Source organism: Paraburkholderia sp. UYCP14C (genome assembly GCF_004197395.1).
Taxonomy (GTDB): domain Bacteria; phylum Pseudomonadota; class Gammaproteobacteria; order Burkholderiales; family Burkholderiaceae; genus Paraburkholderia.
Genome location: NZ_SELS01000095.1, coordinates 1 through 18,849, shown reverse-complemented (window position 1 = coordinate 18,849; position 18,849 = coordinate 1). Strand labels below are relative to the sequence as shown.

Annotated in this window: 15 protein-coding genes and 2 pseudogenes; 7 read left to right on the top strand and 10 right to left on the bottom strand. The window is 59.7% G+C overall.

What is annotated here, in order from left to right:
• The 9 genes and pseudogenes from EVC45_RS47255 to EVC45_RS40465 all read right to left on the bottom strand — a co-directional run.
• Nucleotides 1–102 (bottom strand): annotated as a pseudogene (locus tag EVC45_RS47255) (IS6 family transposase); the annotation flags it as partial.
• Nucleotides 103–333: 231 nt separating this feature from the next.
• Nucleotides 334–1,506 carry a branched-chain amino acid ABC transporter substrate-binding protein gene (locus tag EVC45_RS40500; protein ID WP_129963727.1) on the bottom strand — a complete coding sequence of 391 codons (1,173 nt, stop codon included), beginning with the start codon at nucleotides 1,504–1,506 and terminating at the stop codon, nucleotides 334–336.
• 1,184 nt (nucleotides 1,507–2,690) lie between these two features.
• Nucleotides 2,691–3,473 carry a class II aldolase/adducin family protein gene (locus EVC45_RS40495; RefSeq protein ID WP_129963726.1) on the bottom strand — a complete coding sequence of 261 codons (783 nt, stop codon included), beginning with the start codon at nucleotides 3,471–3,473 and terminating at the stop codon, nucleotides 2,691–2,693.
• 57 nt (nucleotides 3,474–3,530) lie between these two features.
• Nucleotides 3,531–4,466 carry an electron transfer flavoprotein subunit alpha/FixB family protein gene (locus EVC45_RS40490; protein ID WP_129963725.1) on the bottom strand — a complete coding sequence of 312 codons (936 nt, stop codon included), beginning with the start codon at nucleotides 4,464–4,466 and terminating at the stop codon, nucleotides 3,531–3,533.
• A gap of 28 nt (nucleotides 4,467–4,494) precedes the next feature.
• Nucleotides 4,495–5,244: an electron transfer flavoprotein subunit beta/FixA family protein gene (locus tag EVC45_RS40485; protein WP_129963724.1), complete on the bottom strand. Its 750-nt coding sequence runs from the start codon at nucleotides 5,242–5,244 to the stop codon at nucleotides 4,495–4,497.
• Between the two features lie 68 nt (nucleotides 5,245–5,312).
• A complete protein-coding gene (locus EVC45_RS40480) occupies nucleotides 5,313–6,029 on the bottom strand; it encodes an ABC transporter ATP-binding protein (protein ID WP_129963723.1) in 717 nt (238 codons plus the stop codon).
• Nucleotides 6,029–6,805 carry an ABC transporter ATP-binding protein gene (locus EVC45_RS40475; protein WP_129963722.1) on the bottom strand — a complete coding sequence of 259 codons (777 nt, stop codon included), beginning with the start codon at nucleotides 6,803–6,805 and terminating at the stop codon, nucleotides 6,029–6,031. The genes EVC45_RS40480 and EVC45_RS40475 overlap by 1 nt, the downstream gene beginning before the upstream one ends.
• Nucleotides 6,806–6,825: 20 nt before the next feature.
• Nucleotides 6,826–7,995 (bottom strand): ABC transporter ATP-binding protein, encoded by a 1,170-nt coding sequence (locus tag EVC45_RS40470; protein WP_129963721.1) that lies wholly within the window; start codon nucleotides 7,993–7,995, stop codon nucleotides 6,826–6,828.
• 25 nt (nucleotides 7,996–8,020) lie between these two features.
• Nucleotides 8,021–8,971, bottom strand: coding sequence for a branched-chain amino acid ABC transporter permease (locus EVC45_RS40465; RefSeq protein ID WP_129963720.1), 951 nt, complete (start codon nucleotides 8,969–8,971; stop codon nucleotides 8,021–8,023).
• Nucleotides 8,972–9,482: 511 nt separating this feature from the next.
• Between EVC45_RS40465 and EVC45_RS40460 the strand changes: the two genes are divergently transcribed.
• The 7 genes from EVC45_RS40460 to EVC45_RS40430 all read left to right on the top strand — a co-directional run bounded on the left by EVC45_RS40460 (nucleotide 9,483) and on the right by EVC45_RS40430 (nucleotide 17,831).
• Nucleotides 9,483–11,582, top strand: coding sequence for a hydantoinase/oxoprolinase family protein (locus EVC45_RS40460; protein WP_129963719.1), 2,100 nt, complete (start codon nucleotides 9,483–9,485; stop codon nucleotides 11,580–11,582).
• A 13-nt stretch (nucleotides 11,583–11,595) separates the two neighbouring features.
• Nucleotides 11,596–13,278 (top strand): hydantoinase B/oxoprolinase family protein, encoded by a 1,683-nt coding sequence (locus tag EVC45_RS40455; RefSeq protein ID WP_129963718.1) that lies wholly within the window; start codon nucleotides 11,596–11,598, stop codon nucleotides 13,276–13,278.
• Nucleotides 13,279–13,289: 11 nt separating this feature from the next.
• A complete protein-coding gene (locus EVC45_RS40450) occupies nucleotides 13,290–14,120 on the top strand; it encodes an NAD(P)-dependent oxidoreductase (RefSeq protein ID WP_129963717.1) in 831 nt (276 codons plus the stop codon).
• Nucleotides 14,121–14,156: 36 nt separating this feature from the next.
• Nucleotides 14,157–15,353 carry an FAD-binding oxidoreductase gene (locus EVC45_RS40445; RefSeq protein ID WP_129963716.1) on the top strand — a complete coding sequence of 399 codons (1,197 nt, stop codon included), beginning with the start codon at nucleotides 14,157–14,159 and terminating at the stop codon, nucleotides 15,351–15,353.
• Between the two features lie 32 nt (nucleotides 15,354–15,385).
• Nucleotides 15,386–16,126: an SDR family oxidoreductase gene (locus EVC45_RS40440; protein ID WP_129963715.1), complete on the top strand. Its 741-nt coding sequence runs from the start codon at nucleotides 15,386–15,388 to the stop codon at nucleotides 16,124–16,126.
• A 29-nt stretch (nucleotides 16,127–16,155) separates the two neighbouring features.
• The gene (locus EVC45_RS40435; RefSeq protein ID WP_129963714.1) at nucleotides 16,156–16,908 is read left to right on the top strand and encodes an SDR family NAD(P)-dependent oxidoreductase; all 753 of its coding nucleotides are present in this window, start codon (nucleotides 16,156–16,158) and stop codon (nucleotides 16,906–16,908) included.
• Nucleotides 16,909–17,078: 170 nt separating this feature from the next.
• Nucleotides 17,079–17,831: a FadR/GntR family transcriptional regulator gene (locus EVC45_RS40430; protein WP_129963713.1), complete on the top strand. Its 753-nt coding sequence runs from the start codon at nucleotides 17,079–17,081 to the stop codon at nucleotides 17,829–17,831.
• Between the two features lie 353 nt (nucleotides 17,832–18,184).
• Here the strand turns inward: EVC45_RS40430 and EVC45_RS40425 are convergent.
• Nucleotides 18,185–18,704: pseudogene (locus EVC45_RS40425) on the bottom strand (DUF3422 family protein); the annotation flags it as partial.
• Nucleotides 18,705–18,849 lie beyond the last annotated feature (145 nt).

Sequence of the window (18,849 nt, the reverse complement as noted above, 5' to 3'; positions counted from 1 at the left end):
GCTGAGTTTGTAGCGCAGATACCAGCGCACACAAAGAATGATCACCTCACGGTCAAAATGACGGCCGGCGAATAGCTCGTCCAGACTCTTCAGCTTGTTCATCGCGGCTCCTCAAATCGGTCAAGGCGACACTCTAACCGATCCTTGAGCGCTATTTGCACCACAACCCGAGCACGATTATCGAAGGAATCCATAGTGGCAGATCTGGAAACCAGAAACGCAAATATCCGCCAATTACAGCGCAATCCGCAATCGCAATGACAACCCAATGTGACGGGCAACTGGAATGGCGCGGTCACAGAGCGCAGCCATCCAGCCGACCGCCGCTGTCTGTCAGTTCGACAAAGGCTCAACCTTGTCGCCGTACGCGACCGCCTGTGGTACCCACTTACCTCCAATCACCTTATAGAACGTCGCGGCGGGATCTTTCATGTCCCCGTTTTGCATAAAGGCGATATTTCCCGATACGCCTTCGAACGATACCGACTTGATGAGCGGACCATAGACTTTTGGATCTGTCGAATTCGCCTTCTGCATCGCGTTGATCAGGACCCACGTCGCGTCATAGGCAGAAGGAGAGTAGGCAACGACACCTTCGTTGTACTTCGCCTTCATCTTGTTATCGAATTCCTTGCCTGCCTTCAGCTTCGACAACGGAACGCCATAGTCCCACGAAACCGACCCCTCGGCGCTCTCACCTGCAACCTTCAGGAAGGTCTCATTTTCGAAGCTGCCACCACCGAGAAGCGTCGCTTTTATGCCGAGTTGACGCATCTGCCTGATCAGCATTCCAGCCTGCTGGTCCAGTCCACCCCAGAAAATAACGTCAGGATTAAAGGACTTCATACGCGTAAGCTGGGATTTGAAGTCGACTGCTTTGTCGGTCGTGAATTCGCGATCGACGATTTTTCCGCCGGCAGCTTCAACACCCTTGACGAACTCATCGGCCATTCCCTGCCCGAACGCCGTCCGGTCGTCGACGACGGCGATGCTTTTGCCTTTTAGGGCTAGTACCGCTGAATGTCCAGCGAGCTGGCCCATTTGAGCGTCCGAATTGGTCACGCGAAATACCGTCTTGAAACCCTGCGAGGTCAGCATGGGATTCGTAGCCGTGGGAGACACCATGGGAATGCCGGCGTTGTAGTAGATCCGTGATGCGGGGATGCTCGTCCCTGAATTGAAGTGGCCGACGATCCCCACCACCTTCGAGTCGACGAGCTTTTGCGCGACCTGCGAGCCCATCCGCGGATCGCCTTGGTCATCCTCAGCATCAAGAGCGAAATGCACAGGCTGTCCGCCGATCACGAGTTTCTTGGCGTTGGCATCATCGATCGCGAGTTCGACGCCACGCTTCAAATCTACTCCGTAGTGCGCGGATGCGCCGGTCAGCGGAGCGGCAAAACCGATCGTCACGTCTGCAGCAGTGGCTACCGGACCAACGACGAATGCGCCGGTAGCCAGACATGCGGCCAACGCGATGCTTTTAAGTGAATTTGGGATGTTCATAGGTTTCTCTGCAGAGTTCGAAGGTTGAGACTCAAGATGCCCCGGCCGGGCGATGACTGTCCTGCCGCGATTGCTGAGCGGAACCATGAGTACGACGTTCCGGTCCCGTGTCATATAAGGTATTAGGTGAGACGTCATATGTCAACGGGTCAAAAACGATTCATCATCCAGGGTTTTCGAGAGGTATGAACTGCGGTTGCCTCGCCTGTTGCCTCGCCTGTTGCCGCGTCAGAGCTCCGCATGCTGCGCCCGCAACCTCGCTTAGAACAGAAGTCGCTTTGGTCACAGTCAGCAAAACGGCGTCGCGCGGTGCGCAGTCTCGACGCGAGGCCTGCCCTCGGGGCTCATTGTCAAGATGTCGGATCAATTCTCGCGTAGAAGCTGCAACCCCGAACTTGAGCATCCACCTCTTTGAACCCACACGCCTCGCTCCCGATTTCCAGGTACCCGCGCGCTACGACTCGTGTTGAGCCGCTGAGCCCTTCACAACCTCAGGTCACGAGCTCACCGCGCGGGCTTCCGAGGTTCGATTATGGTTCGCCCGCAAGCACGCACCACCCTAAGCCCAGCTATGGTGTCGCCCCCTTCGAACAGGGCGTGCAGTCGTCGACACCTCCGAAGCGTGGCGTTAAAACTGTAGCCCTCTCGAAACAGGGCCATCTGCAGTGATCGAGGACGTGCACCCAGCGTCGCCGCAGTTTCGTCAAGTGCCCATTTGTACGCTGGCGTCTTAAACATACTTCTGGCGAGTGCGGGCCCTACACCACAGGCCTCTCTAAATACACGTGCAAGCTCAACCCAATCCGGTTCAGGGCCGGGCATAGTCGGCCCGAGATCCATCGATACGTTAACTGTGACCGCGCCAGAGGAATCTGGGGGTCATCTGAATCGCAAAGAGTTGCTCGGCTCTGAGATGCCACTCCGAGTGCAAGGTCAGTTCAATATCGTTCGATGTCGATAATCGCTGTGTTCCTCGGACAGTACGCCAATGTGACGGAAACGGAACGCGAAGGTCATCCAACCGCACGCTGCGCGTAGCGTTTAGCTGATATTCCGGATCAAAATTGTTTTCAGATAGCATCGTCAACGCACCCGGCGCCGTCCCCTACGCGGCGGCTCGGTCGCCTTAATTTATTGCCGGATGATGCGCAAAAACTACGAGCCGCGCATCATGCCGCCCCTGCTTACGCCCGGTAGCTGCCACCGTCCCGTTCAAGCAGACGCAAGAGTGCTGTCCACTCCCGGTCCAGATGGACCGTGTCCAGGTAGGCGTAGTCATCGTGCTGTTTCGCAGCATGCTCGCAAACTTCCGGCGAAGGAATAGTTACCTTCTGGCCAGCCGACAGCGTCGCGACCTGAATTTCGCATGCCTTGTTCAGGTAATACATGCGCGTGAACGCCTCAGCGACCGAGCGCCCCGTCGTGAGCAAGCCGTGGTTTCGAAGAATGAGATATTCCTTTTTGCCGATCGACTCCACGATACGCTCGCGCTCGTCCAGTTCCAGCGAGATACCCTCATACTCGTGATAGGCAACCCGGTTGTAGAACTGCATACTGATCTGGTTCAACGGGAGCAGGCCGCATTCCATTGCGGCGACGGCCATCCCATATGTTGTATGGAGGTGAACGACGCACTCAACGTCGTGGCGAGCCTGATGCAGCGCGCTATGGATGGTAAATCCTGCGGCATTAACCTCGAATCGGTCGTCCCCGATCGGGTTGCCATTCACGTCGATCTTCACCAGCGAAGAGGCCGTGATCTCGTCGAAAAACCAGCCGTGCGGATTGATCAGAAACTGATCGGTGGTGCCCGGCACGCGTGCCGAAATATGCGTGTAAATCAGGTCCGTCAGTTCAAATTTGGCTGAAAGGCGATATGCCGCCGCGAGCTGGACGCGGGTGTCCCACTCGGCTTGCGAAATGTTTCGGGGCTTGCGATTGACGTGCGGATCGGTCGTGGAAATCATTCTGGAATCTCTCTGCGGTAATGTTAGTTAATGGTCGGGGCTGACTGATGGCAATGCTTACTGCAGTTCTGCGAGCATTGCGGGGACTGATTCAAATAGATCGCCAACGAGCCCATAGTCGGCGACGCTGAAGATCGGTGCTTCTTCGTCCTTGTTGATCGCGACGATCACCTTCGAGTCCTTCATGCCGGCCAGATGCTGGATTGCGCCCGAGATGCCGACCGCGATGTACAACTGAGGCGCGACGATCTTGCCCGTCTGGCCAACCTGATAGTCGTTCGGCACATAGCCCGCGTCGACGGCTGCGCGCGATGCACCCATCGCCGCGCCGAGCTTGTCTGCCAGAGGTTCGAGAACCTTGTTGTAGTTCTCGCCGCTGCCCAGACCCCGGCCACCCGACACGATGATGTTCGCGCTCGTCAGTTCCGGACGGTCGAGCTTCGTGACTTCACGGCTCACGAACTGCGAGATGCCTGCATCAGCCGCAGCTTCGATCTTCTCGACCGATGCGCTGCCGCCTTCCGCAGCCACGGGATCGAAGCCCGTTGCACGCACCGTGATGACCTTGATGGGATCAACCGATTGCACGATCGCGATCGCGTTGCCCGCGTATATCGGGCGCTCGAACGTATCGGCGGAATCGACAGCCGTGATGTCGCTGATCTGCGCGACGTCGAGCTTCGCGGCGATACGCGGCGCGATGTTCTTGCCGTATGCCGTTGCGGGCGCGAGGATGTGCGAATAATCCTTCGCGATGTTCAGCACCGTCGCTTCGACATTCTCAGCAAGACCTTCGGCCAGTTGCGGCGCGTCAGCCAGCAGCACCTTCGCGACGCCCGCCACCTTCGCAGCAGCGTCAACAGCGCCCTGCGCATTGTGGCCAGCGATCAGCACATGCACGTCGCCACCAATCTTCTGCGCGGCAGCCACCGTATTCAGCGTCGCTGCCTTGAGCGCCGCGTTGTCGTGTTCAGCAATTACCAGAATCGTCATTTCATTCGTCTCCGTCTGCCCGCAAGAATCAAAGCACCTTGGCTTCCGTCTTGAGCTTCTCGACCAGCGTCTTCACGTCGGCCACCTTCACGCCAGCGCTGCGCTTAGGCGGCTCGCTGACCTTCAGCGTCTTCAGGCGCGGCGTGACATCGACGCCCAGGTCTTCCGGCTTCACGGTTTCGAGCGGCTTTTTCTTCGCCTTCATGATGTTCGGCAGCGTCACGTAGCGCGGCTCGTTCAGGCGCAGATCGGTCGTCACGACGGCGGGCAGTTTCAGCGACAGCGTTTCAGCACCGCCGTCCACTTCGCGCGACACCGTTGCCTTGCCGTCGGCAACGACAACCTTCGATGCAAATGTCGCTTGCGGCAGATTCGCCAGCGCAGCCAGCATCTGGCCGGTCTGGTTGGAATCGTCGTCGATGGCCTGCTTGCCGAGAATCACCAGCTGCGGCTGTTCCTTGTCGACCAGCGCCTTCAGCAGCTTCGCGACAGCCAGCGGCTGCAGGTCTTCGTTCGATTCGATCAGGATCGCGCGGTCCGCGCCGATCGCCAGCGCCGTGCGCAGCGTTTCCTGACATTGCGTCACCCCCGCCGACACGGCAATCACTTCCGTCGCCACGCCCGCTTCCCTCAGGCGCACGGCTTCTTCGACAGCGATTTCGTCGAACGGATTCATCGACATCTTCACATTGGCGATGTCGACGCCCGTGTTGTCCGACTTCACGCGGACCTTCACGTTGTAGTCAACGACCCTCTTTACGGCGACCAGAATTTTCATAACCAATCCTTTCGTAACTCTATTATTTCGTACTACTTTTTAATCGATTGTGACATGGATCACATCTTTTACTCACCGAGATAGGCCGCGCGGACCTTCGGATCATCGAGCATCTGCCTGGCATCGCCCGACATCGTGACCGTGCCCGAATCCATCACATAGCCACGATCAGCGGCATGCAACGCGAGACGCGCATTCTGCTCAACCAGCATCACCGTGATGCCTTCCTTCGAAATCTCGCGCACCACTTCGAAGATCTTCTCGACCATGATCGGCGACAGACCCATCGACGGCTCGTCGAGCAGCAGCAGCTTCGGCTTCGAGATGACGGCACGCGCCATCGCGAGCATCTGCTGTTCGCCGCCCGACAGCGTACCGGCGAGCTGCGTCGCACGTTCCTTCAGACGTGGAAAGAAGCCGAACATCCGCTCGACGTCCTTCTTGATGCCCTCGGTATCGCTGCGCAGGTACGCACCCATCTGCATGTTCTCGACGATCGACATGCGCGCGAAGATCCCGCGACCTTCCGGCACCATCGCGAGACCGCGCTTCAGAAGCTCATGCGGCGGCACACCCTTGATCGACTGACCCATGTACTCGATGTCGCCGGCCGAGTACGGCTTGAGACCCGTGATCGCCTTCATCGTCGTGGTCTTACCCGCGCCGTTCGCGCCGATCAGAGTGACGAGTTCGCCCTGTGCGATCTCCAGGTCGACGCCCTTGACGGCCTGAATGCCGCCGTAGTTGACCTGAAGGCCCTTGATTTTCAACATTGCCGTAGCCATCAGTGGACCCCCGCACCCAGATACGCCTCAATCACCTTCGGATCCTTCTGCACGTCATGCGGCAGACCCTCGGCGATCACCTTGCCATAGTCGAGCACAGTCATCCGGTTGCACAGGCCCATCACCAGTTTCACGTCGTGCTCGATCAGCAGGATCGTCTTGCCGTCGCTGCGGATCTTGTCGAGCAGCTTCGTCAGTTCGACCTTCTCGGTTGCGTTCATGCCGGCAGCCGGTTCGTCCAAAGCGAGCAGCTTCGGATCGGTTGCCAATGCACGCGCGATCTCCAGACGGCGCTGGTGACCATACGACAGGTTGCGCGACGTGTAGTCCGCGTACTGCAGCACGCCGACGTATTCGAGCAGTTCGAGCGCGCGCTCCTTGATCTCACGCTCTTCCTGACGCTCAGCCGGCGTCTGAAACACGGCGCCCAGCAGGCCATGCTTAGTGCGCACGTGACGGCCGACCATCACGTTTTCCAGCGCGGTCATGCCGCCGAACAGACGGATGTTCTGGAACGTGCGCGCGATGCCCGCCTTCGCCACCTGATAGACGGCCGTCGGCGTGTACGGTGTGCCGTCGAGCTTGAACTCGCCCGAATCGGGCGTGTAGAGACCGGTGATCACGTTGAAGAACGTCGTCTTGCCTGCGCCGTTCGGGCCGATCAGACCGTAGATCGTGCCTTCCTCGATCTGCAGGCCGACATCCGACAGCGCCTGCAAACCGCCGAAGCGCTTGTTCACGCCCTTCACGGACAGACGGATTTGTTTGTCGCTCATGTTTTCTGCTCCCTGTCCGTTTAAGCGCGCACCGGCTTCTTGTTGCCGCGCTTCGCAATCTTCGCGATCTTGTCTTCATGCTTCGGCGACGGCCACAGGCCTTCCGAGCGGTACAGCATGATCAGCACCATCGCGAGTGCATACACGAGCTGACGGATCACTTCCGTATCGACGATCTCATGACCGAAGATCATGTGCTGCAGCGGACCCATCGTCGATCGCAGGAACTCCGGCAGCACGGCGAGCAGCACCGCGCCAAGAATCACGCCCGGGATGTGCCCCATGCCACCCAGCACCACGCAGGCCAGCACGACGATCGATTCCGGCAGCGTGAACGATTCCGGCGACACGAAGCCCTGGAACGCGCCGAACATCGCGCCCGACAGGCCGCCGAACGACGCGCCCATCGCGAACGCCAGCAGCTTCACGTCACGCGTGTTGATGCCCATCGCCTTCGCGGCGATTTCGTCTTCGCGGATCGCGGCCCATGCACGGCCGATACGCGAGTGCTGCAGACGCGTACACACCCAGATCACGAACAGCGCGCACAGCACGAACACGTAGTAGTACGAGTACACCGACGGGAACGTCAGGCCGAACAGCGAATGCGTCTGTGCGAGGCTGAAGTCGCCGACGTGAATCGGATCGATACCCGTGATGCCCTTCGGGCCGTTCGTGATGTTCACGGGCCGGTCGAGGTTGTTCAGGAAAATACGGACGATTTCCCCGAAGCCCAAGGTCACGATCGCGAGGTAGTCGCCGCGCAGACGCAGCGTCGGTGCGCCGAGAATCACACCGCAGATCGCCGCGATCTCCATCGCGCACGGGATGATGATCAGGAACGGCGCGTGCAGCCCGTTCGGCGCGAAATGCGCGATCCATTCGAACTGCGAGGACAGGTGAGGCGACGACAGCAGCGCTGCCGTGTACGCGCCCACTGCGTAGAACGCGATATAGCCCAAATCCAGCAGGCCGGCGAAGCCGACCACCACGTTGAGACCCAGCGCGAGCATCACGTACAGCATCGCGAAGTCGAGCACGCGGACCCAGTAGTTGCCGCCTGCCGCGCCGATGATCATCGGCGCGACGATCACGAACACCGCGGTGATGATGCCCACCGTCAGCGTCTTCGTGAGGTTCCGCTCGGGGATGAGCGTCGTTGACGGCTCGATCCGTTGAATTGAAGTCACTATCTCTGCTCCTTACCCTGCGCCGTTAGGCACGATCCGCGACACGTTCGCCCAGCAGGCCCGACGGACGGAACACCAGCACGATGATCAGCACGATGAATGCGAACACGTCCTGGTAATTACTGCCGAATACGCCGCCCGTGAGGTTGCCGATATAGCCGGCGCCCAGTTGTTCAATCAGGCCGAGAATCACGCCGCCCACCATGGCGCCGCCGAGATTGCCGATACCGCCGAGCACGGCTGCCGTGAACGCCTTCAGGCCGGGGATGAAGCCCATGTAGAAGTGCGCGTTGCCGTATTCCGACGCGATCATCACGCCTGCCAGCGCTGCGAGCGCCGAGCCGATCATGAACGTCGCCGAGATCACGAAGTTCGGGTTCACGCCCATCAGCGAGGCGACGCCCGGGTTCTCGGCGATCGCGCGCATCGCGCGGCCAAGCTTCGTCTTGTGTACGAGGAGCAGCAGACCCGCCATCACGAGGAACGCGACGACTATGATCACGATTTCAGTCATCGAGATCACGGCGCCCGGCGTCGTATCGGTGGCCTTGATCACGTTCAAGGGGTCCGTCGGCAGCAGCTGCGGGAACGGCAGCGGGTTGCGCGACCAGATCATCATCGCGAGCGTCTGCAGCAGGATCGACACGCCGATCGCGGTGATCAGCGGGGCGAGACGCGGTGCCTTGCGCAATGGCCGGTATGCCACCCGCTCGATCGTGTAGCCCACCACCGCGCAGACGACGGCAGCGATTACCAGCGCGATACAGAGCGTCGGTATATTGCCGAGACCGGGGAAGTGGTTCTGCAACACGCCGATGGCCGAGAGCGCGACCATCGCGCCCACCATCAGCACGTCGCCGTGCGCGAAGTTGATGATGCCGAGGATGCCGTACACCATCGTGTAGCCCAGTGCGATGATGGCGTAGACGCTGCCAAGCACCAGTCCGTTGAGAACCTGCTGAATAAAGATATCCACCAATACCTCGTGATGCCCCACGGGAGCAATGTGGCCGACCGGCCGGCACTCACCCGCCGACGCGACGACGAAAACAGAAACAGTGCGCCGCGAACAGCACGACCCACCCACCTGAAAGCGACCTCCGCCCTCCTGTCGAAAAAACCGAAAAGTAGATTTTCTGAAACTTTTTGCCCATAGGTAGTGTTACTGATCTTAGTCCAGTCTTCTCTACTTAGCCTGCTTGGTCGTGCAAACAAATCCGTGTAAAAACAGTTATTTACATTTTCCAGAAGCTGACTCAAAATTCCCTTGAGACGAAAATTTTTTTGTTCGTGTTGACAGCACTGTAGGACGTCACTCATCATATGTCAACGGGCAAAAAATGACGGTTTGAATGGCCGTGGTGCCAGGAGGAGATGGGTCAGATGGAGCAGCGCCGCCGGGCGGTTGCAAGCTTCTCTGATCGCCGTCGGCAGGAACTTTCGCCGGGCTCGTCCGGCGTATGTCACAGGTTTTACACAGGAGAGTCATGGTGGCCAGTCACGACAAGGCGCGCGTTGGTGTGGATATTGGTGGGACGTTCACCGACGTCGCGCTCGAACTCGGTGGGGAGCTTTTTTCCACCAAGGTCCTTACGGACTACACGGCGCCCGAACGCGCCATCATCAAGGGTATCGGCATCGTCGCCGACAAGGCCGGGATCGCGCTGAAGGACATCGGCGTCATTATTCACGGCACGACACTGGCCACCAACGCTCTCATCGAACGACGCGGCGCGAAGACGGCCTTCATCACGACCCAGGGGTTCCGCGATACGATCGAGATGCGTACCGAGAACCGTTTCGAACAGTACGATCTCAATATCAAGCTGCCCCCTCCCCTCATCGAGCGCCGCGACCGCTTCACGCTGGGCGAGCGGATCGATGCGCAAGGGGGTGTCCTGCTCGCGCCGACGCAAGCGCAGATCGAAGCGATCGTCGATAACATCGAGCAAGGCGGCTATGAGAGCGTGGCAGTCGGCTTCATACACGCATACGTGAACGGCGCGCACGAGCGTCAGATGCGCGATGCGATTGAACAGCGGTTGCCTCACGTCTCGGTGTCGATCTCGAGCGAAGTGTCACCACAGATCCGTGAGTTCGAACGCTTCAATACGGTCTGCGCGAATGCCTATGTGCGCCCCATCATGAAGTCCTATCTGGACCGACTGCTTGGCAAGGTGCGCGAAGCGGGCGCCGAGTGTCCGATCTTCATCATTCACTCGGGCGGCGGTATCGTGTCGATCGAAAGCGCGTCGGAATTCCCGGTTCGCCTTGTTGAATCGGGCCCTGCTGGCGGCGCGATCTTCGCGGCACACATCGCGGCGCGCTATGATCTGAATACCGTTCTGTCTTTCGACATGGGCGGCACCACCGCGAAGATCTGCCTGATCGACGACCTCACGCCGAAAACGGCCAATACCTTCGAAGTCGCCCGCACCTACCGCTTCAAGAAAGGCAGCGGCATGCCCATTTCGATTCCCGTCGTGGAGATGGTCGAAATCGGCGCAGGCGGCGGCTCGATCGCGTCGCTCGACGTGATGCGCCAGATTCGCGTCGGCCCGCACAGCGCGGCGTCCGAACCGGGGCCTGCGTGTTATCAGCGCGGCGGCACGCAGCCGACCGTCACCGACGCCGATCTGCTGCTCGGCCGGCTCGATCCCGCCAATTTCGCGGGCGGCACGATCCAGTTGTCGATCGACAACGCCGCCTCGGCAATGGTCAAGGAAGTGGGTGGCGCGATCAACCTCAGCGCTGACGAAACCGCGTATGGCGTCGCCGAAGTTGTCGACGAGAACATGAGCAATGCTGCGCGAGTTCATGCTGTCGAGAGCGGCAAGGACATCAGCGACTATACGATGATCACGTTCGGCGGCGCAGGCCCCCTTCATGCTGCACGGCTGTGCGAGAAAAGCGGCATCAAGAAATTCATCGTGCCGCCCGGTGCGGGCGTGGGTTCCGCAATCGGCTTTCTGCGCGCACCGTTTGGCTACGAAAGTGTTCGTAGCGTCAGCATGCGCTTCAATGACTTCGACGCCAGCGCACTCAACGAGATCGTTGATCAGTTGAGTTCGGAAGCGGTGCACTTCGCCCGTCAGGGCTCGGGCGATGCGGAGCCTGTTGTCGAAATCAAGGCGTTCATGCGTTATGTTGGTCAGGGTTGGGAAATCCCCGTCATGCTGCCGCATCGCCGCTTCACCGCCGAAGATCGAACGACGTTCGCTGATTCGTTCACCAAGGCGTACACGCAGTTTTTCGGGCGCCCGATCGAGGGCCTCGACGTCGAAATCGTCAGCTGGGCGGTTAAAGCCAGTTCGCCCCTGCCGCCTGTTGAGCGTCTGCAACTCGTTAGGTCCCGTGACGCCGTGGTCCCGCCGAAGACGCGCAAGATTTTCGACGCCGCTCTTTCTCGCTTTGTCGATGCAGCGATCGTTGAGCGTGGCTCGCTGAAGGTTGGCCAGACGGTGACGGGCCCTGCCATCATCGTTGAGCCCGAGACGTCGACCCTTATCACATCTTCCTTCGACGCGACGGTCCAGCCCGACGGCTGCCTGCTCGTGGTCGCAAAAGAACTTAACGCCGCCGGGTAATCAGGAGTTAATCATGTCTCTCAGTAACCTCGACACGATCCATATGCAGGTCATGTGGAATCGCCTGATCTCCGTCGTGGAAGAACAGGCGATGGCCTTGATCCGCACCGCGTTCAGCACCAGCGTGCGCGAAGCTGGCGACCTGTCAGCCGGTATCTTCGACAAGCGCGGCCGGATGCTGGCGCAAGCAGTCACGGGCACGCCGGGCCACGTCAATACGATGGCCGAAGCCGTCGAGCACTTCATGAATGCTATCGGTGTCGACCGGATGTACGAAGGCGACGTGTACCTGACCAACGATCCGTGGAAAGGCACGGGCCATCTGCACGATTTCACGGTCGTGTCGCCTTCATTCCACAACGGCGAGCTGATCGGCTATTTCGCCAGCACGGCACACGTCGTCGATATCGGCGGCCGCGGCTTCGGTCCGGACTCGCGCGAGATCTACGAAGAAGGCCTCTTCGTGCCGATCATGAAACTGATCGAGCGCGGCGAAGTCAATCGCGACCTGATCAATATCCTGCGCAACAACGTACGTGAAGCTGATAAGGTCGTCGGCGATCTCTATGCGCTCGCGTCGTGCAATGAGACGGGCCACAAGCGCCTGCTGGAGATGCTCAGGGAGTTCGACCTGAAAGATGTCGAAGGCATCGGCGAGTTCATCCTGGCGCGCAGCCGCGAAGCGACGCTCGAGCGCATTGCTGCGCTGCCCAAGGGCACGCAAACCAACGAGATGACGCTCGACGGCTATGACACCCCCGTGAAGCTCAACGTCACGCTCACGGTCAGGGACGATCATCTGCTGGCGGACTTTGCAGGCTCCTCGCCGTCCAGCCCGTTCGGCATCAATGTGCCGCTGCTGTACGCAAAGGCGTACGCGTGCTATGGCCTTAAGTGCATCATTGCGCCGGAGGTGCCGAACAATGCGGCATCGCTTGAGCCCTTCCGTGTCCAGGCGCCGGCCGGCTGCATCCTGAATGCCCAACGGCCGAGTCCAGTCGCCGTTCGCCACGTGCTCGGTCATTTTGTTCCCGATCTCGTGCTCGGCGCGCTGCATAAGATCCTTCCAGACCGTGTACCGGCAGAAGGCTCGGGCGCGCTGTGGAACCTGCACGTTAGCGCACGTCCCGTAAAGGAAGATTCGGGCCTCAAGGGCAGCGAAATCCTGATGTTCAACAGCGGCGGCACGGGCGCGCGAGCCGAACTCGATGGTCTGTCTGCTACGGCATTCCCGAGTGGCGTGCATGCCATGTCCGTCGAAGCAACGGAGCAGGTGGGACCGATCGTCGTATGGCGCAAGGAAATGCGTTCCGGGTCGGGTGGCGCCGGCAAACTGCGCGGCGGCCTCGGCCAGATCGTCGAGATCGGCCCGCGTGCGGGCTATCACTTCCGCTTTAACGCGATGTTCGATCGCATTGATCATCCGGCGCGCGGACAGTCCGGCGGCAAATCCGGCGCACCGGGTCAGGTCACGCTGTCGGATGGCACGAAGATGAAGGGCAAAGGCACGCAAGCCGTCGGCGAGCACCAGCGCGTCGTCCTGTCGCTGCCAGGCGGCGGCGGTGTCGGTACGCCGGACCAGCGTGACAAGGAAGCGCTGCTGCGCGATATCCGCAACGAGTACATTTCCGAAGCGCAACTGCGCGACGACTATGGCGTCACGCTTGATGCGTTGAATGCTACGACCAAACAGTAAGGGAGCGAACCATGACCGATATCTCGAAACCGCCGTTCAAGAACATTCTGATCACGGGCGCCGGTGGGGCACTCGGCTCGGTGCTGCGCGAATCGCTGCGTCCGTATGCGGAAACGCTGAGCCTGAACGGCCGACAGTCGTTGGGCGAAGTGCGCGAAAACGAAAAGCACTTTATCTGTGATCTGGCTGACCGCGACGCCGTGTTCGAAATGCTCAAGGGCGTCGACATGGTCATCCACATGGGTGGTGCGCCGCGCGAGAACACGTTCCAGGTGATTCTGGATTCGAACATCGTCGGCAGCTACAACATCTATGAAGGTGCACGACAGGCGGGTGTCAAACGCGTCATCTACGCAAGCTCGGTGCATGCAATCGGTTTCTACGAATGCGTGCAAACCATCGACGCAAACGTGCCGCAGCGGCCGGACAGCCTGTACGGTGTGAGCAAGACGTTCGTCGAAAACCTGTCGCGGTATTACTTCGACAAGTTCGGGATCGAGTCGGTGTGTCTGCGCATCGGTTCGTGCTTTCCGAAGCCGGTCGACCGGCGCATGCTCGCGACGTGGCTTTCCTACGACGACTTCTCCCATATGTGCGTCCAATCGATCATGACGCCAAGCGTCGGGCACATGATCGTCTATGGCAACTCGAACAACAGCGCGAACTTCTGGGACAACACGCAGGCTGCGTACCTCGGCTATCGCCCCAAGGATTCCGCTGACGCATATCGCGCCGAAGTGTATGCGAACACGCCCGTGGGCGATCCGCGTAATCCCGCGGTCCGCTTCCAGGGTGGTCAATTCGCTGCGGATGGTCACTTCGAAGATCCGAAGACCAAATAAGCCCGCAACCCCGATCGACTTTCTGGAAACATTGAGATGGCACAGCAAGCATCCAAGCCCCACTACGATGCCGTGATCGTAGGCGGCGCTGTCGTCGGAAGCGCGACCGCCTATTTTCTCGCGCAAAACCCTGATTTCAAGGGATCCGTGTTGGTCGTCGAACGCGACTGGACGTACGCGCAATCCGCGACCGCCTTATCGAGCGCCTCGATCCGCCATCAGTTTTCGAACCCGCTGAACATCAAGATTTCGCAGTTCGGCACGGAGTTCATCCGTAACTTCCACGAGCTGGTTGCGGTCGACGGCGAAGCGCCTGAACTCGGGTTCAAGGAAAACGGCTATCTGTATCTCGGCGATGAGAAAGGCGCGCCGATGTTCGAGCGCAACTATGCGACGCAGCGTGAAAACGGCGCGGATGTTGTGCTGCTCGACCCGGACCAGTTGAAAACGCGTTTCCCGTGGCTGAATACGGACGGCCTCGTCAACGGCGTCTATGGCCAGAGTGGCGAAGGCTGGTTCGACAGCTATGGGCTGCTTCAGGGCATGCGCAAGAAGGCCCGCTCGCTCGGCATCGAATATATCGAGAACGAGGTGGTGGGCGTCGTGCGTGAAGGCGCGCGCATTACCGGCGTGACGCTCAAGAGCGGCGAGACGATCGGTTGCGGCGTGATGGTGAATGCGGCCGGTACGCGCGGTCCGGCGATGGCGCGCCTCGCGGGTCTCGACATTCCCGTCGAACCGAGGAAGCGCTGCCTGTTCGTGTTCAACTGTCGCACGCCGTTGCAGGGCGTTGTGCCGCTCACCATCGATACGACGGGCATCTTCTTCCGCCCGGAAGGCCAGTACTATCTGACCGGGTGCTATCCCGAGCCGGACCCGCTCGCGGACGTCAACGACTTCGACGTGATCCACTCCGAGTTCGAAGAGGTGATCTGGCCTGCGCTAGCCGAACGCGTCCCCGCGTTCGAGGCAATCAAGGTCGTCAACTCGTGGGCGGGTCATTACGACTTCTGCATGCTCGATCACAATGCAGTTGTCGGGCCCCATCCCGAGGTCAGCAACTTTCTTTTTGCCAATGGCTTCAGCGGCCACGGCCTTCAGCAGTCGCCTGCCGTCGGCCGGGGCCTGAGTGAATTGATCACCTATGGGAGCTACCGCTCGCTCGATCTCTCGCCATTGGGCTATGAGCGCGTAGTCAGGAACGAACCGTTCCTCGAAGAAGGTGTGATCTGAGTAATGTCGCCAATCTCTCTGAAGGCAAGAACATGACTTCCCATTCCTACCAGACCGCTCTGGTAACTGGCGCATCCAGCGGCATCGGCCGCGCGATCGCCCAACGGCTCGTCAAGGACGGTCTGCGCGTCTATGCGCTCGGGCGCGACACCAAAGCGCTCGATGCATTGGCGACTGAATGCAACGTCACACCCATCGCCATCGATCTGCAGGACACGACACCAATGCGCGATCTGTTTGAGCGCATTGAAGTCGATGTAGTCGTCAACAACGCGGGCCTGCTTCCGGCAATCGCGAAGTTTAGCGAGAGCGAACTCGCGGATATCGACCGAATGATAGATATCAACCTGCGCGCGCCACTACGTCTTGCACACATGGCGCTTGCCGGCATGATCAAACGCAAGCGCGGGCATCTGTTTTTCGTTGGGTCGAGCGCCGGCCGCTTTCCCCATCCGAACACCGCCGCGTACGGCGCGACCAAGGCTGGCATCAGTATGTTCTGCGACTCGCTTCGTTGCGATCTGCTGGGCACGAAGGTGCGCGTCACGGAAATCGCACCCGGCCGCGTGCAGACGAGCCTGTATCGCACCGCGCTCGGCGCTGAAGGCGCAAACGAAAAGCTGTACGACGCCTACCGCTCGATTCAGCCCGACAACATCGCCGAACTGATCGCCACTGCACTGTCGCTGCCCGACGCGGTCGACGTTTCGCGCATGGAAGTCTTCCCCACCGATCAGGCGGCGGGCGGCTCGCAGATCGTCTCAGTCGAGTAATTCAACATACTGGAAAGGACATTCGTATCATGAAGAATCAACGAGTCGTTATCGTCGGTGGCGCTTCCGGCCTCGGACTGACCGTGGCGAAGCTGATGCTTGCAGATGGAGCGGAAAGCGTCGCTCTGATCGACAAGAACGGACCGCTGCTCGACGAAACCGTTGCAACACTGAAAGCCGAAGATCATCAGGTTTTCGGCGCCGTGAGTGATATCACACGCAAGGAATCGGCACAGGAAGTCTTCCGCAAGGCACTGGAAGCGCTTGGCCGGGTCGATTGCCTGATTAACAGCGCGGCGATCTACCCGCGTCGTCCGGTTCTCGAAATCTCGGACGACGAGTGGGATCTGGAGAACGCGGTGAATATCAAGGGCACCTATCACATGATGGTTGCCGCGATCGAGCACATGCGCAACCGCCCGAAGGTGGAAGCTCACGTTGCCGGGCGAATCGTGAACATCACGTCCGTTGATGCGTTCAAGGCGCATCCGCAGAACGCGCATTACGCCGCAACCAAGGCTGCTGTCGTGAGCCTGACCAAGTCGTTTGCCCAGGAAGTGGCGAAGGACGGCATTCTCGTGAATTCCGTCGCGCCCGCCGGCTTCGCAACCGACAAGGCCAAGAAGGCTGGTTTCCTTGGCGAGCTCGCCGCAGCGAATCCGCTCGGACGTGCAGCCGAACCCGAAGAGATCGCTCAGTGGGTCGTCATGATGGCCAGCGCACGTAACACCTACGCGACAGGCGAAAACGTGATCGTGAGCGGCGGCTACATCTACGCTTGAGCGACATCAACGTCCCTGCCCTGCTGCCGCCGTGGGGCAGGCGACGACGACCGCTTGTGGTAAAGTCATATTATGTCATACGGCGCAGGTTAGACCCCTTTTGATCCAACAGCGTCGACGGCACGCCTGCAGCCGATAATTGCAGATTCCGATCCGGTGTGGAGCAACGGATGACTCTGGACGCTGAAACCTTACTGAAAAACGCCGCAAGCACGGGAAAACGCCGTAGCCTCACCGAGCTGGTCATTCAGGCGTTGAACGACAAGATGGATCGCGGCGAATACGCGCCAGGCGCGAAATTGCCTACGGAACCGGAACTCTGCAGCGAGTTTGGCGTGAGCCGTACCGTGGTTCGTGAAGCCGTTGCCTCCCTCAAACTGGGACGCCGTCTCATCGCACGTCATGGAGTCGGCGTTTTTGTCGCGGATGGCGCTGGCCAGTCCGCTGACACGGACTTTATCGACAGCAGTACCCTGAACAACTCGATGCATGTGCTGGAACTGCGCATCGGTGTCGAAACTGAAGGTGCGGCGTATGCGGCGTTGCGGCGGTCGGAGCATCACCTCAGGGCGCTGAAGGAAGTCTATGCGCGAATGGAAATCGTCGCAGTTGACGACGACGCCGCGTGCGCGCGTGCGGACTTCGAGTTTCATCTGGCCGTCGCCACCTGCTCTGAAAATCCGCACTTCACTTCGATCCTGCGGACGCTTGGCCAGGAAATCATTATTGATCTTCGGCTCAAGCACGCCAAGGCGAATGTCAAAGAGCGCAAGACATACATCCGGCGCATTCAGCGCGAACACGGCGACATTCTGGAAGCGATCGAGCAACAGGACGAAAACGCAGCGCGACGTGCAATGCGTCGCCACCTGAACGAAAGTCTCGAGCGCTATCACAATCTTTCGAGTACCCGCTCGGAGTGACATCCATCGGGTAGTCGGGCTCGCGCCGTACGCGCCGTACGCGCCGTCCGCGCCGAAAATCAGCACGTCCGATTGCCAGCGACGGCAAGCGCATGCCGTCGCCGTCCAACTAGCCAAATCGCTTCGGCTCGTCATAGACAGTATCAGTTGTAGCCCAGAATGGCGACCGTTGCGACGTCTGCCCGGTCATGGAGGCTTCCCGCCACCGTGACGGTCGGCTCCCGCAATACGGCCCGATATGAACGTGTGCTATCCGCCTTCGGCTGCGCCTATGTGATTGGAGCCGGATGGGTATCGTGATCGGTGTTGTTAAGCGTCATGATTTGAATTTCGCATCGAGTGTTAGAGACTATTCAATTTGCGCGGCCGCTAACGTGTGCCATCTTTTCGGCCTCGCTCGGGTTTCGCATGCGGATACGCTTTTGAGTCCTTCTCGTGATGGCAATCACGAATAGCACGACAGGACCAATCGCGAGGCCCTCCGCCAACTCAGGCTCGACAGGAAGGTTCAGCACGTGCAACGGTTTGCATGCTGCCCCGATTATCGGGCACGTAATAGGAAATCGCCGCAACCGACAGTCCCTCGACCGCGTGCTGCAAATGCAGCTGATTCCGCGCCTTCCGCTCCATCCCGGCGAGCAGACGCGTAACATCCTTTTCCTGCGCAAGATTCACGCGCGTGCGCAGTAGATCCATGGCGCGCGCAATCCGGGCCGCAATCTGTTCGTGTCGAGCCCAGACACTGCGGCACGTTTCCATCATCGCCACATCAGCCTTGGTTCCGAGGTACGCGGTGCGCTGAGCACGTACCTTGATGCGGTGCTCCGCTACGTCCAAGTATTTGGCGGCTCCTATAACCGGGAGCCGCCGAGATCCCTAACAGGCTGTTGAAAAGCGCCTCGTCATGAGGACCGAAGCGATGATCAGGAGTGTTTCGCGTGCAATTTCCAGCTGAAATCCGGATGCGCCGATCAGTTTGCGCAGGCAACGCGCCTGAGCGGGGTTGCCAGGCCTCGCA

Bases quoted from the DNA above. Each gene is read 5' to 3' on its own strand.
- EVC45_RS40500 (WP_129963727.1), bottom strand. From the start codon at position 1,506: ATGAACATCCCAAATTCACTTAAAAGCATCGCGTTGGCCGCATGTCTG.
- EVC45_RS40485 (WP_129963724.1), bottom strand. From the start codon at position 5,244: ATGAAAATTCTGGTCGCCGTAAAGAGGGTCGTTGACTACAACGTGAAG.
- EVC45_RS40460 (WP_129963719.1), top strand. From the start codon at position 9,483: ATGGTGGCCAGTCACGACAAGGCGCGCGTTGGTGTGGATATTGGTGGG.
- EVC45_RS40450 (WP_129963717.1), top strand. From the start codon at position 13,290: ATGACCGATATCTCGAAACCGCCGTTCAAGAACATTCTGATCACGGGC.
- EVC45_RS40440 (WP_129963715.1), top strand. From the start codon at position 15,386: ATGACTTCCCATTCCTACCAGACCGCTCTGGTAACTGGCGCATCCAGC.
- EVC45_RS40480 (WP_129963723.1), bottom strand. From the start codon at position 6,029: ATGGCTACGGCAATGTTGAAAATCAAGGGCCTTCAGGTCAACTACGGC.
- EVC45_RS40435 (WP_129963714.1), top strand. From the start codon at position 16,156: ATGAAGAATCAACGAGTCGTTATCGTCGGTGGCGCTTCCGGCCTCGGA.
- EVC45_RS40475 (WP_129963722.1), bottom strand. From the start codon at position 6,805: ATGAGCGACAAACAAATCCGTCTGTCCGTGAAGGGCGTGAACAAGCGC.
- EVC45_RS40445 (WP_129963716.1), top strand. From the start codon at position 14,157: ATGGCACAGCAAGCATCCAAGCCCCACTACGATGCCGTGATCGTAGGC.
- EVC45_RS40490 (WP_129963725.1), bottom strand. From the start codon at position 4,466: ATGACGATTCTGGTAATTGCTGAACACGACAACGCGGCGCTCAAGGCA.
- EVC45_RS40495 (WP_129963726.1), bottom strand. From the start codon at position 3,473: ATGATTTCCACGACCGATCCGCACGTCAATCGCAAGCCCCGAAACATT.
- EVC45_RS40455 (WP_129963718.1), top strand. From the start codon at position 11,596: ATGTCTCTCAGTAACCTCGACACGATCCATATGCAGGTCATGTGGAAT.
- EVC45_RS40430 (WP_129963713.1), top strand. From the start codon at position 17,079: ATGACTCTGGACGCTGAAACCTTACTGAAAAACGCCGCAAGCACGGGA.